General features: G+C 45.1%; 14 protein-coding genes. 2 read left to right on the forward strand and 12 right to left on the reverse strand.

Translation table 11 applies throughout. From position 1 onward, the window contains the following. Positions 1–307: 307 nt before the first annotated feature. A complete protein-coding gene (locus tag VKA52_RS07165) occupies positions 308–970 on the forward strand; it encodes an O-methyltransferase (RefSeq protein ID WP_326314758.1) in 663 nt (220 codons plus the stop codon). A gap of 24 nt (positions 971–994) precedes the next feature. Here the strand turns inward: VKA52_RS07165 and VKA52_RS07170 are convergent, their stop codons facing one another. The 12 genes from VKA52_RS07170 to VKA52_RS07225 all read right to left on the reverse strand — a co-directional run bounded on the left by VKA52_RS07170 (position 995) and on the right by VKA52_RS07225 (position 11,709). Beyond that, entirely contained in the window at positions 995–1,825 is an 831-nt protein-coding gene (locus VKA52_RS07170; protein WP_326314759.1) for a protein phosphatase 2C domain-containing protein, read from the reverse strand. Beyond that, positions 1,822–2,379 carry a GNAT family N-acetyltransferase gene (locus VKA52_RS07175; protein ID WP_326314761.1) on the reverse strand — a complete coding sequence of 186 codons (558 nt, stop codon included), beginning with the start codon at positions 2,377–2,379 and terminating at the stop codon, positions 1,822–1,824. Before VKA52_RS07175 ends, VKA52_RS07170 begins: the two co-directional genes overlap by 4 nt. 103 nt (positions 2,380–2,482) lie before the next feature. Beyond that, positions 2,483–3,457, reverse strand: coding sequence for a quinone oxidoreductase family protein (locus tag VKA52_RS07180; protein WP_326314762.1), 975 nt, complete (start codon positions 3,455–3,457; stop codon positions 2,483–2,485). Between the two features lie 11 nt (positions 3,458–3,468). Next, on the reverse strand, positions 3,469–4,254 hold the full coding sequence (locus VKA52_RS07185; protein ID WP_160914220.1) for an enoyl-CoA hydratase/isomerase family protein: 786 nt from the start codon (positions 4,252–4,254) through the stop codon (positions 3,469–3,471). A gap of 17 nt (positions 4,255–4,271) precedes the next feature. Further along, positions 4,272–6,032 carry an acyl-CoA dehydrogenase family protein gene (locus VKA52_RS07190; protein ID WP_326314763.1) on the reverse strand — a complete coding sequence of 587 codons (1,761 nt, stop codon included), beginning with the start codon at positions 6,030–6,032 and terminating at the stop codon, positions 4,272–4,274. After that, positions 6,013–6,756, reverse strand: coding sequence for a 2-phosphosulfolactate phosphatase (locus VKA52_RS07195; RefSeq protein ID WP_326314764.1), 744 nt, complete (start codon positions 6,754–6,756; stop codon positions 6,013–6,015). The genes VKA52_RS07190 and VKA52_RS07195 overlap by 20 nt, the downstream gene beginning before the upstream one ends. Before the next feature lies 1 nt (position 6,757). Then, complete coding sequence (locus tag VKA52_RS07200; RefSeq protein ID WP_326314766.1) at positions 6,758–7,819, reverse strand: phosphotransferase family protein; 1,062 nt, start codon at positions 7,817–7,819, stop codon at positions 6,758–6,760. A 13-nt stretch (positions 7,820–7,832) separates the two neighbouring features. Further along, positions 7,833–8,231, reverse strand: a complete 399-nt coding sequence (locus VKA52_RS07205) for an acyl-CoA thioesterase (protein WP_160914213.1) — start codon at positions 8,229–8,231, stop codon at positions 7,833–7,835. Between the two features lie 12 nt (positions 8,232–8,243). Continuing rightward, positions 8,244–9,116, reverse strand: coding sequence for a 3-hydroxyacyl-CoA dehydrogenase family protein (locus VKA52_RS07210; protein ID WP_326314769.1), 873 nt, complete (start codon positions 9,114–9,116; stop codon positions 8,244–8,246). Further along, positions 9,106–9,684, reverse strand: a complete 579-nt coding sequence (locus VKA52_RS07215) for a TetR/AcrR family transcriptional regulator (protein ID WP_206948392.1) — start codon at positions 9,682–9,684, stop codon at positions 9,106–9,108. The genes VKA52_RS07210 and VKA52_RS07215 overlap by 11 nt, the downstream gene beginning before the upstream one ends. Before the next feature lie 29 nt (positions 9,685–9,713). Further along, positions 9,714–10,493 (reverse strand): SDR family oxidoreductase, encoded by a 780-nt coding sequence (locus tag VKA52_RS07220; protein WP_326314772.1) that lies wholly within the window; start codon positions 10,491–10,493, stop codon positions 9,714–9,716. A 4-nt stretch (positions 10,494–10,497) separates the two neighbouring features. Further along, entirely contained in the window at positions 10,498–11,709 is a 1,212-nt protein-coding gene (locus tag VKA52_RS07225) for an acyl-CoA dehydrogenase (RefSeq protein WP_326314774.1), read from the reverse strand. A 292-nt stretch (positions 11,710–12,001) separates the two neighbouring features. On the opposite strand from VKA52_RS07225, the gene VKA52_RS07230 reads away from it, so the two are divergent. Next, positions 12,002–13,335 (forward strand): IS3 family transposase gene (locus tag VKA52_RS07230; protein ID WP_326314776.1). Its coding sequence is split into 2 segments (ribosomal slippage): positions 12,002–12,449 and positions 12,449–13,335, totalling 1,335 coding nucleotides; the frame shifts between segments, so codons are not numbered across the junction. Positions 13,336–13,369 lie beyond the last annotated feature (34 nt).

Raw genomic sequence — 13,369 nt, forward strand, 5'->3', positions numbered from 1 at the left:
TCTTGCTGGAAGGTAGTTTCGAGAATTTCTTCCAGCAAGAGGGTGGAGGGGAATGGCGAGACTCCTGCGGGAAAAAAGTGCTTGGTGAGACCCCACAGGACGCAGTCCGAGGAGGCTCACCGCGCTCCCGCGGAAAGCGAGTCATTCCCCGCAGCCCCCATCCACTCAAAAACATCTCGAAACTGAGTCTTCAAGAAACCTGCCATTTACTTTAATAAGGGATTGGTAATATAAAGTACCTTTTTGCTCGAGTTTTTATTGGATGAGGATTACACTGGAAGAAACCTATACATAAGGAGTGGTTTGATTGAGTAACCTGGAGACTTGGAAACAAGTGGATCAATACTTTATCGATCAGTTAATCCCTTCAGATGCTGTCATGGAGAATGTGCTAAAGGCAAATGAAGAAGCAGGACTCCCTTCTATTGACGTGTCCGCAGCCCAGGGAAAGATGCTTCAGCTGTTCGTAAAGATGAAAACAGCAAAACATGTATTAGAAATCGGTACACTCGGTGGATACAGCACGATTTGGATGGCGAAAGCCCTCCCTGAAGATGGTCATATCACGACACTCGAATTCAATCCGAAGCACGCGGAAGTGGCCTCAAACAATCTCGAAATAGCGGGTGTGAAAGATAAAGTAGAAGTGATTGTCGGCCCCGCACTAGATTCCTTGCCTACTTTGGAAGGGCGTGAACCCTTTGATTTCATTTTTATCGATGCAGATAAGGATAATAACCCCCGCTATATCAAAGAAGCCCTTACATTATCTAAGCCTGGAACAACGATTTTAGTAGACAATGTTGTTCGTGATGGAAGACTGCTTGATGCGGAAAGCAATGATAAGAGTATTATCGGTATACGAGAGATGTTTGATTTACTCAATAACCATCCAAACCTGGATTCCACAGCCTTTCAGACGGTAGGAAGTAAAGGATATGACGGTTTCGTTCTGGCTATCGTTACTTGAGCGCCCCAATAAGAAGTGCCTCCTTTATAAAGGAGGCACTTCTTTTAATTTGATCCAGACTGCTGTTCTGTCATCAATATGGAGAGCGTGTTTATTTAAGTGCTCCGTCAATTCCTGAACATAAGCTTCCAATCCTACTTCCCGAATTCTATGATAGGTCTCTTCAAGGGAAAGTTTCGGATGGAAGAGTCCATCAGAAATCAGTAAGAGGCTGCGAACCCCTCTTCTACTTATCGTTCCCTGATCAAGGCAGTCCATCACTTCAGGCATACCATTAGCAACAGTATAGCCACCTTCCACATTTGCGAGCCGTCGGTTATAGCGGAGCTTATTCATTCGTATATCATAATAACTCTCAGGAGGGATTTCCTCCCCAGCCTTTCTTCCTTCTGCACGTTTTTGCTTGGCCCTTTCGCTAATTCCTTTTACAGAGTCCGATGTGAGGACAGTAACCTTACCCTCTTCATCCTCTATGAGGATCATAGAGTCTCCCAGCTGCACATATTGAATATGGTCATTCATGACTTCAACTGCAGCCACGCATGTGGACCAGCGTTCTTCTCCGAGATCTACTTGTACTGCGTACTTTTCCATCTCTTCCCGGAGATGAATATTCGCTTCTTCTACCGCTTGAGCTAACCCTTCACCACCACTTAACTGATCCAGTTTAGCTTTGAAAATTTGTGCAGCAAGGTAGGCTCCATTGTGGCCTGCTTCATCTTCAAAACAGACAAGGGGAGTAGCCCCATCCAAAACGCCATAAATACCAGCCTGTGGGTTTAAAACAAAGGCATCTTCACATTCCTTTTTTACCGGGCTCTTTTTTTGAATATGTTCTACAGAGGTGACATTCAATTGATCCCCTCCCTTTTCACCCAATCCTCTTTTAACATTCCATATACCACATGATCTGTATATTCTTCATAAAGTCGGGCTGCCTGCCTGATGACACCTTCCTGCTTGAAACCCAACCTCTCCGGTACTCCCCGGCTCTTATTATTTTTAGCTGCCGCTCGAATTTCAATGCGGTTCATCCCTATCGTTTCAAACGCATAGTCGAACAACACTTCACATGATCGTGTAAGGAGCCCCTTGCCTTTGTAATCAGCTCCCATCCAGTACCCGATGCTGGTCACTTTGTTTTTCTCATCGATCTCATGAAAATCAACGACACCGGCAATTCCCCCCTTGTAAAGGATGCAAACGGTCAGACCGTTATTTTCCGCATAACGGCGTAAGCTCATCTTTATGTAATTTCTTGTATCTTCGACCTCTTTCGTGAAATGGATCCATGGAAGCCATGCCTGTATGTGATCTCTGGAACGATCCGATAACTTAAACAGCTCTTCCGCGTCGCGGTGGTCAATCATTTTCAGTGATAACTCGTCATCGATTCTGTGTTCAAACATTAGTCTTCTCCCCCTTTTCATCTGTGGTCATCTGTATTCGACAACATCCTCCCTTGTTCCTGCAAAAAAAGTACGACAGAACAAGTCTGTCGTACTTTTGTATTTATGGCTTTAATACCAGCTTTCCTTTTGTTTTTCTAGCTTGCATGACTTCATGCACATGAGCCGCTTCGTCTAAATGAAACACCCCGCCAACGGTCAACTCCAAATCTCCCGACTTAATCATTTTCAACAAGTGATTCAAGCTCTTTTCAAAAAGGACGGGTTTTTTCATTATCTGTGGCAGGAAAAATCCGATAACCGATAAGTTTCGGTTCATTAATCCAGAGGGGTACATTTGAGCTGGATCTCCGCTGGCCACCCCATAAACAACCACTCTTCCGAATGCTCTCATACACTTGACGGTCTCGTGAAAGATATCGCCTCCTGCCATTTCAAGAGCCACATCTACACCTCTTCCATCCGTCACCTCCAACACTTCCTCACGCCAATTCGGATGGGTGTAATTGATCGCATGATCAGCCCCTAAATCGCGGGCAAGCTTCAACTTTTCTTCTGAGCTTGCTGTTGCGATCACTTTACCTGCGCCAAAATGTTTGGCGAGTTGCACAGCGAGAGAACCCACACCACCAGCCGCTGCATGAACGAGGACGGTTTCCCCTTTTTCCAACCTCCCCATTGTGGTAAGGATATGATAAGCGGTTAACCCTTGTAAGGGGAGAGCAACAGCCGTTTCATCTGTCACTTCGTTCGGAATAGGTATTAAAGTACTCTCCTTCGTTTTCACATATTCCGCATAGCCTCCTGAGCCGACGAGAGTCACGACACGGTCTCCCTTAGAGACTCGGCTTACCCCTTCACCAACTTCTTCTACAACCCCGGCTACCTCCGCTCCTGGAATAAAGGGAAGAGGGGTAGGTACAACATACGCCCCTTCACGCCTTGCTGTGTCCGCATAGTTCACTCCAATAGCATGAACCTTGAGAAGGACTTCCCCAGCTTCAAGCTCTGGACGATCGACATCCACTTTTTCTAATACAGAAGGGCCTCCATATTCCTTGAACTGTATGGCTTTCATTGTCATCCTCCTCATTTCCCTACGAAATTAGGTTTGCGCTTTTCCTTGAATGCCTGTACGCCTTCTTTGTGATCTTCCGTTGAAACCATCATCGTCTGAGTGATCCGCTCCTGTTCAAGTATCGTAGCTAAGTCCGAGCGATCGGCCTGATCCACGATTTTTTTCATCATCCCCATGGCTCTGCCCGGTCCTTTGGAAAGAGCAAGAGCATAGTTCATGGCCTCCTCTTCTAAGTCAGCTAGTGGAATCACACGATTCACAAGTCCCCATTCGGCAGCTGTTTCAACAGGGATAGGTTCTGCACGGAAGAGAAGTTCTTTCGTCCGGTATGGACCAAGCAACCTGGATAAAAAGTAATGTCCGCCACCATCCGCAACAAGTCCGACTTGAGCAAAGCTTAGAACAAACTTACTTTCTTCCCCTGCCAGAATCTGATCACAGGCAAGGGCTAGGTTAAAACCAGCCCCTGCTGCGTAGCCATGAACTACCGCGACCACTGGTTTGGCTAAATCTTTAATTTTCAAAATCAATCGATTCAATTCCCCAACGTGGTCATATAAATGCTGCGCATCAGCTGTCCCCATGGATTTGACATCTCCACCAGCGGAAAAAGACCTCCCGGCACCTGATAGAACCACAACTTTCACATCATCATTACGTTCAGCTTCATCAAGGGCATTCTGGAGCCCGATAATCATTTGATCCGAAAAAGCATTCAAGGCATCCGGCCTGTTCAGTACACAGGATAATACGGGCCCTTTTATATCCACACTCAAGTGATCATTTCCTAGTTTCATTTCGATCATCTCCTTTTTTATGATACATACTGACCGGCTGCAATCATTCGATCGGCAAGTTGACGGTTTCTTTCCACCGCTCCTTCCCATTGGTACTCACTCAATAGCACGGGGATATGACGTAACGTTTGAACACGTTCCTCCCCTTGCAGCAAGGTGGACAAGAGTTGGGTAAGGGTGCGCTGGACGTTCAATGCGGACTGTTCAATTAACGTATAGGTCATCATTTCTTTTAGTGGAAGGCTTGGATCTTTCGCATGTTCCGCTTTTGTTGTCCTTAAGACCGCAGACTCGACACGATATATATCTATAGCAAGATCAGCGAGCTTCATTAATATTTCCTGCTCACCCTGTATGGATTTTCCATACATGCGATAAGCCGCTCCCCCGCAGACAAGGTACAGATCCTTCATGAGAGCGACAACTTCTTTACAAGGGTCCGATTGTTTATATCCGCCATTTTTAAGTGAATACTCCGCCTTTTCCATCAGTGATGCTGCGTCAAATTCCTCTTTAGCTGCTTTCTGAAAAAAGGCACCTGGAATTAAGAGACGGTTGATTTCATTCGTTCCTTCAAAGATTCGATTAATTCTAGAATCACGATAGGCTTGTTCAATCGGGTATTCCTTGATGAACCCCGCTCCTCCATGCAACTGCAACGCTTCATCTACCACTTCGTCAAGCGTTTCTGAACCCGTGACCTTACAAATTGCAGCTTCAAGCTTATGCTCATTCATCGCCTTAGCCGTTGCCCGTTGATCCTCTGAATCGTAGTGGCCGTGAAGAGAAGCTTCAATATGACCAGCGGTCCGGTAAAGCAGAGACTCTGTTCCATAGATTTGCGCGGCCATCGATGCGAGTTTTTCCTTGGTTGCCGGAAATTCAGCAATGCTTTTTTTAAATTGTTTCCGTTCTTTCACATGGGTAATGGCTAACTGAAAACTATATTTCGCCGCTCCCATCGTGGCAAAACCTAAATTGAAACGCCCCAAATTCAAAACGTTCAAAGCAATCAGATGTCCCTTACCAACTTCTCCTAGCAAGTTTTCAGCAGGAACCTCGCAATCTTCCATCACGACAGAACATGTCGAAGAACCTTTAATTCCCATCTTCTGTTCTTCCGGTCCGATGGAAAGGCCAGGGAAGTCTTTCTCGACAATGAAAGCGGTAAAATGCTCTCCGTCTACTTTCGCATACACGATAAACGTGTCAGAAAAAGCAGCATTGGTGATATAAATCTTGGTACCGTTCAATAGATATTGGTTACCTGTTTCATTCAGCACAGCGGTCGTTCTTGCGGAAAGAGCGTCTGACCCTGCTTCTGGCTCTGTTAGACAATAAGCCCCTATGTACTCTCCTGATGCGAGTTTAGGTAAATATTTTTCTTTTTGCTCCTTTGTACCAAAGTAAGTGATCGGTAAAGTTGCAATACACGTATGATTCGAATGGGCAACACTATAGCCACTCGCGTTTCCCAATGCTTCACCGACGATCCCTTTACTGATCTTATCTAACCCCAGACCTCCGTAGTTTTCGGGAATGCTGTGGCCAAGCAGCCCTAAATCACCGGCTTTACGCATTTTTCCCGATACAAAATCAAAATCTCCGTCTTCAATTCGATTCCTATTCGGATGTATTTCCTGGGTAATAAATTGTCGAGCAGTGGCAGCTATCATCTTATGCTCATCTGTACGATCTTCCGGTGTAAACACTGACTCCTCTGAGACTTCCGAAATCAAAAACTCCCCACCTCGAACATTATGCTGAACTGGTTGCATTTTTACCCTCCTTGATTTGTCCGCTTTCACGGTCATACGTTAGTATAGATTCAAATAAACCTTCGTCAGCAACAAAATCAATCTCTTGTGGATCAAGCCCGGCCTTTACGAGCAATTTCCCAATCCTGCAGGTCCTTAATAATTCCTTTGCAGCACCACTCCCCTTATAAAAACCAAGAGCTGTAACGGCTCCATCGGAAAGCCTCCACTTCCCTTTCTTTTGCATGTGATAGACTAAACTGCCGACACCATAAAAGTCTTCGACCGTAAATTTTCCGCTTGACCCTGCACAAACGAGCACGACATCATCTTCTCTATGGTGCTCTGCCATATGAGTTGCCATCGCTGGATTGTTTAGTAGTGAAGAGGCATATAGAGAAGAGGCTTGTCTGGATTGGTGTAACGCGATCGTTCCGTTTGTCGTCGTCAAAATCAGATGCTTATCCTTGATGATCGACTTCAAATATGTTCTTAATGGAGGTTCGAACCCCTCAATCCTTCTTCCTTTATCTTCACCAGCCATAACGAAAGGGCCATTGAATTGTTCCGCTTTTTTCCGCGCTTCATCCGGGCTGAATACAGGAATGACACTGGTCGCACCATCTGCAATAGCTGCCGTAATGGTCGATGTGGCGAATAAGACATCAAAGACGACAACGACTTTCCCTCTCAGTTCTTCCGGCAGGATATCTTCTTTCTTAAAGATGACTTGGACATCCCCCATGCTAAAGGCCTGCAGTTTCTTCTGCATGTCGGATCAACTGATTGACGAAGACGTGCATACCTGCAAACCTAGGATCCTCGGTTTGTCCATTTTTATAGCGATAGTAGATTTGCTGGACGATTCCTGCCAGTTTGAAATAGGCGAAGGTTAAATAGAAGTCGATATCATCTACGCCTCTACCACTTTTTTCAGCATAGCGGTGAATGAATTCATCTCTTGTAAAGAATCCCTTCTGAACGGTAAGCGGCGGTTTCCCCAGTCCCGTTTTCAAAAGTTCGGGATCGTTTTTTTGAATCCAATAACTCATGGCAGCACCAACATCAGCCATCGGATCACCAACGGTGGTCATTTCCCAATCAAACAAACCTACCATCCGCGAAGGATCTTCATTACTGAACATGGCATTATTCAACTTGTAATCATAATGAATGATGGAAACATCTTTGGATTCCGGAATATTTGCGACCAGCCACTTTTTTAAACGCTCTCCGGAAACGACATCATCCGTTCTCGCTTTCTCGTAGCGCTTAATCCATCCGTGCACTTGCCTATCCATAAACCCTTCAGGCTTGACCATATCTTTCAAAGGAGTGTTCCGATAATCCAGTGAATGAAGCTCTGCTAACCGGTCGACCATAGTTTCTGATAGCTTCCTACCTAGCTCTTCTGTCGCTTGAACACCTTCAGGGTAGGTGTGATCAAATACGAGCCCCTCTCTGCGTTCCATCAGAAAAAAAGGGCGGCCAATCAGATTGCCAGATTCATAGAGATAGGGTTTCGGTGCTAAAGGATAAACGGGATGTAAAGATTGAAGAACCTTGAATTCGCGTTCCATGTCATGTGCCTTTGGAGCCACCGGCCCCATAGGAGGGCGGCGTAAGACCGCTTTCCACTCTTCTCCCACTGTAAGTTCGTAGGTCAAATTGGAATGCCCCGCCCCGAACTGCCTGATTTGAATATCACCTGAAGGCATATCTAACTGTTGTCTCAAATAACGTTCAAGCTTCTTTGCGTCCAATTCTTCCCCTTGACGGACAGGCCTTGTATCTTCTGTATAAACCATCTAGACCCCCCCCTTATTTTGGAACCATTTGATAAGATGACAAGGTTTCTTTCATATCAGATGTCAGTGCGACACTCTGCTGTTGTTCAAAGTCGAATTGAACAATAACCGACAAGCCCTTGGCCGCAAGTTCCCCTGATTCCTTTTCAAACATGTCCTGCTCTAAATGGAAACTGGAGCGCCCAACTTTCACGACATGGCTCCGAATGATCAACGTCTGATTAAAATACACCTGCTTGATGAAATCACATTTCGTCGAAGCAAGGATAAAATTCCAATCATCTCCTACCAGCGCAAGATCATTAAAAAACCGAATGCGCGCATCCTCCATATAGACAAAAAAGTTATTGTTATTCACATGCCCTAATAAATCGGTTTCACAAAACCTGACGTTCACTTCCATTTCATGCATTTGTTCTCCTCCTCAACTTTTAACAGGGTTCTCATAGGTATAAAAACCCTTCCCTGTTTTTCGGCCAAGCTCCCCAGCTTTCATTTTCTCTTCCAATGTTTTAGATGGTCGGTCTTTGGGGTCGCCTGTCTCCTTAAACTGTTGCTGCATCACATAATAGCCTACATCGATCCCTGACAAATCCATCAGTTCAAACGGTCCGATTGGATGGTTCAACGCCTTTTTAACGATTTTATCGATATCTTCATAATCCGCGTATCCCCCCTCATACAAGCTCATCGCTTCTTTTTGGATCGCGAATAAAATTCGATTGGCGACAAATCCAGAGATTTCTTTTTGCAATAGAACCGCGGTCCGATTCATCTCTTCACATACCTTCATGGCCCCAGCAGCCGTTTCTTCTGACGTATGTTCGCCTTTGACGACTTCCACACAGTCCATGACAAGTGGAGGGAAGAAAAAGTGCATGTTGCACACCTTATCCGGCCTTGAGGTTGCGTCAGCTATCAATGAACTGACGATGGTCGATGAGTTAGTTGCAAAAATCGTATGGGAAGGTGCATGCTCATCCAGTTTTGCGAACACTTCTCGCTTCACATCCAGTTTTTCAACGACAGCTTCAATGACAAGGTCGGCATCTGAAACCGCTTGTTCCATTTCTGTGGTGAAATGAAGGCGGGTAAAAGCTTCTTCACGCATCTCATTGGAGATTTTATCTTTTTTCACCCACTTGTCCATAATTCCTGAAAGCTTCATTTCTGCCTTTTCCAATGATTCCTGACTGATATCCTGTAGCTTTGTTTCATATCCAGCTAATGCACCAAGCATGGCAATTTGGTGCCCCATGCTGCCTGCTCCGATCACCGCTAACTTTTCAATCGTCATGAGTATCCTCCTCAATTCCTTTAAAAATCAACCGCATATATAAATCAGTCAAAGACTTTTCATCCACTTCACCATCCGGTTCGTACCAAAAATAGCTCCAGTTCGCCATTCCAAGAACTGCATAAGACAACATATCTGCACGCAAGTCTTTTTTGAACTCGCCTGCCTCCATCCCTTCCCCCAGCACTTTCTGTATGTTTTCCTGGAATTGTTGCCTCTTTGGAAGAATGATGGCTGTCTTTTCTTCACTCAGGTGTCTCATTTCTTGAAAAAACACAAGGGCACTATGACCGTTTGTTCGGATATTGCTTATTAACAATTCTACAATTTGGTACAACTTTTCAGAGTTTGACAGACCTTCGTTTGTCATGATTTTCTCTTGTCCGTCCAGCAGGTGGTCAATAAACGATTGGTGGATATGAACGAGCACATCTTCTTTGTTCTTGAAATAATAATAAAATGTCCCCTTCGTCACCCCGTTCGCTTCGACAATGTCCTGAATGGAAGTGGCCTGGAACCCCTTTTTACCGAATAACTCTATAATTGTGTCCATCATTTTTTCTTTCATGTCTACCCGTCCTAACTCAGCAAAATCCATCAACAGGAAGCGTGCATGCCACCGTCGACAACGAGAACGTCTCCGGTCACATAATCCGAGGCACGACACGCCAGAAATAGAGCCGCTCCCTTCAAGTCCTCCTCCGAACCGAAGCGCCCGAGCGGCGTTCGATCGAGAATGAAATCTCCTCCGTGCTCAAGCACACCTTTCGACATTTTCGTCGGGAAGAAGCCGGGAGCAAGGGCGTTCACCTGAATGTTATGCGCTCCCCACTTCACCGCAAGATCCTTCGTAAAGGTGATGACCGCCCCTTTACTGGCATTGTAACCGACGGTCTCCATAAACCTTGGATCCGCTCCACCAAGGCCAGCAACAGAAGCGATATTGATGATTTTTCCGGATTTCTGCTTAACCATGTGCTCGCCAACCTTTTGGGACATAAGGAAAGTTCCAGTTACATTAACATTCATCACCTTTTGGAAGGCTTCCAAGGGCATCTCAAGTGTCGGGGCACCCCACGTAGCCCCACTATTGTTAACAAGAATATCAATCGATCCGAATTTAGCTACCGCTTCATCCACTACACGATCAATATCATCAGGGTTTGTGACATCGCATCCAAGGGCAAGAGTCTCGACACCACATTCACTTTCCAACCTGAGGGCTGTTTGTTCACATGCCTCTTGTTTACGGGAGCAAACAATTATATTTGCCCCAGCTTCTGCGAGACCTTCAGCAATTTGCTCACCGAGGCCGCGACCACCTCCCGTAACCAGGGCGGTTTTACCTTTCAAATCAAAAAGATCTTTAACATGCATGGTCTCACTCCTCATATTTAGATAATTCAAGTTTAGCGATTTGTCTCCTATGGACCTCATCCGGACCGTCAGCCAACCTCAATGTCCGTGAATTTGCCCATTGGGCTGCCAATGTAAAATCATCACTGACCCCTGCCCCTCCATGAGCCTGAATCGCCCGATCAATCACTTTTAATGCCATATTCGGGGCGACCACCTTAATCATGGCGATTTCAGTTTTCGCTTCTTTGTTACCAACAGTGTCCATCATATAAGCAGCCTTCAAAGTAAGCAGGCGCGCCTGTTCAAGTTCAATCCGGGAGTCTGCGATCCACTCCCGCACCACCCCTTGGTCGGCCAATGGACGATGAAAGGCTTCTCTTTTTTGAACGCGCTTACATAAATCTTCAAGTGCTCGTTCTGCCGCTCCGATTAACCGCATGCAGTGGTGGATTCTTCCAGGTCCAAGGCGCCCTTGAGCGATGGCGAACCCCTTCCCTTCTCCCCAAATTATGTTTTCCTTCGGTACACGGACATTGTTAAAATCAATTTCTGCATGGCCATGAGGAGCATGGTCATACCCAAACACAGGCAGCATACGTTTTATGTGAACCCCTTCTGTATCCAAAGGGACAAGAATCATCGACTGTTGTTCATGACGCTTCGCATTTGGATCCGTCTTCCCCATAAAAATGGCTATTTTACACCTTGGATCCCCCGCGCCCGAAGACCACCATTTCCGACCATTAATGACATAATCGTCCCCGTCCTGCGAAATGATAGACTTAATATTTGTCGCATCAGAAGAAGCTACATCCGGCTCGGTCATAGAAAAGCAGGACCTGATCTCCCCTTTCAACAGAGGTTTCAGCCAATCGTTTTTTTGAGCTTCACTTCCATAGCGCGCAAGCACCTCCATGTTTCCTGTATCTGGTGCATTGCAATTGAAAACTTCTGGGCCGATGAGCGAACGTCCCATCATCTCACAGAGCGGAGCATATTCAAGGTTTGAGAGACCCGCCCCATATGTATCGTCAGGTAAAAACAAATTCCAAAGCCCTTCCTCTTTCGCCTTCAATTTCAGCTCTTCCATAATAGGAGGAACTTCCGAAAAGCGATCATCCTGTGCATTTAATTGGTCCTCATACACCGACTCATTCGGATAAACGTATTCATCCATAAACCGTCCCAGCTTTTCAAGGTAGCCTTTAACCTTATCGGAATAATCAAAGTTCACCCTTTTTCCTCCTCCTTCGCAAAAACATACCAAACGGTTAGTATGCATCCATTTTATACCTACTATTCTGAAAATTCAACAAAAAGTGAATGATTATTCATATTTAAGATCAAAGCCTCCCTCTTCCAGGAAAGCTCCCTTTAGTGGAAGACTCAGCTTCGAGACTTTTGTTGGGTGGATCGGGCTGCGGGGAATAACTCGCTTTCCGCGGGAGCGCGGTGAGCCTCCTCGGACTGTGAAGTGACCCCCAAGAGTTGGACACCTTCTAACTCTGACCGAAGGGGGATACACCTTGAATAAATTTACGAATGAAGACAAATTTCAAGCCGTCCATCGATATCTTGATGAAACCATAAGCTACCGTCATCTAGCTAAAGAAATCGGCGTAGACAACTCTGCTTTACGTTATTGGGTGAAATTATATGAGTATCACGGAGATCAAGCTTTTGCGCATCCCTATACAAACTATTCCTCAGAATTTAAACTGAAGGTAATTACATGTATCGAAGACGAAGGGTATTCCATTCGTGAGGCCTCAGCTCTCTTCCATATCCCCGATTATTCCATGGTTCGAAGGTGGATGAGGAAATGGAAGAATGGCGGTATGGGAGCCCTTGCGTCCAAACGAAAGGGGAACGTTCCAATGCCAAATAATAAAAAAACGAAAAAGACGTTTAAATCTGTAGAGGAAGAATTGGAATACCTTCGAATGGAGAACGCCTATTTAAAAAAGTTGAACGCCTTAGTCGAAGAAGAGGACCGGCAGACAAAAGACAAAAAGCGCAAATCATCTTCGGACTAAGGCATGACTTCCCTGTAAAGCAAATGGTGGAAGTGGCTGGTCTTTCACGCAGTACGTATTACCACCAAATGAATCAAATGAGTAAGCCGGATCCAGACCGGGATTTAAAAGAAAAGATCAAAGCCATATTTCACCGGGAAGACGGTACGTATGGATATCGTCGCATTCAGAATGAGCTTGAAAATAACGGGAGACCAGTAAACCATAAAAAGGTGTATCGACTGATGAAAGAGTTAGGCCTTCGCTACCTTGTGCGTATGAAAAAATATTCATCTTATAAAGGCCGAGTCGGAAAAGTAGCTGAGAACATCTTAAATCGAAATTTCAAAGCAGAGAAACCAAATCAAAAATGGGTAACGGATATTACAGAGTTTAAGCTATTCGGCCAAAAACTCTATCTCTCCCCGATTCTTGACCTTTTCAACGGAGAAATCATTACGTACACGCTTGGAACACGCCCGACCTATAACCTCGTAGGAGAGATGTTGGAAAAAGGACTTGTACGCTTAGAAGATACGGATGAATTACTGATCCATTCCGATCAGGGTTGGCATTACCAAATGAAACAATATAGAGATCGTCTACAAAAAGCAGGTATCACACAAAGTATGTCCCGCAAGGGCAACTGTCACGATAATGCGGTAATAGAAAACTTCTTTGGGTTAATGAAATCAGAGTTCCTTTATCATAAAGATTTTGAAAGTATAGAGCACTTCAAGCAGGAGCTCTCAGCTTTTATGGAAAAATACAACAATAGAAGAATCAAATCTAAATTAAGGATGAGCCCGGTTCAGTTCCGCGATAAATATCAAGCAACAGCTTAACTACATAGTGTCCAATTTTATGGGGTCAGTACAC

The organism is Halobacillus sp. HZG1 (assembly GCF_035818575.1).
In the GTDB taxonomy this organism is placed as follows: Bacteria; Bacillota; Bacilli; order Bacillales; family Halobacillaceae; genus Halobacillus; species Halobacillus litoralis.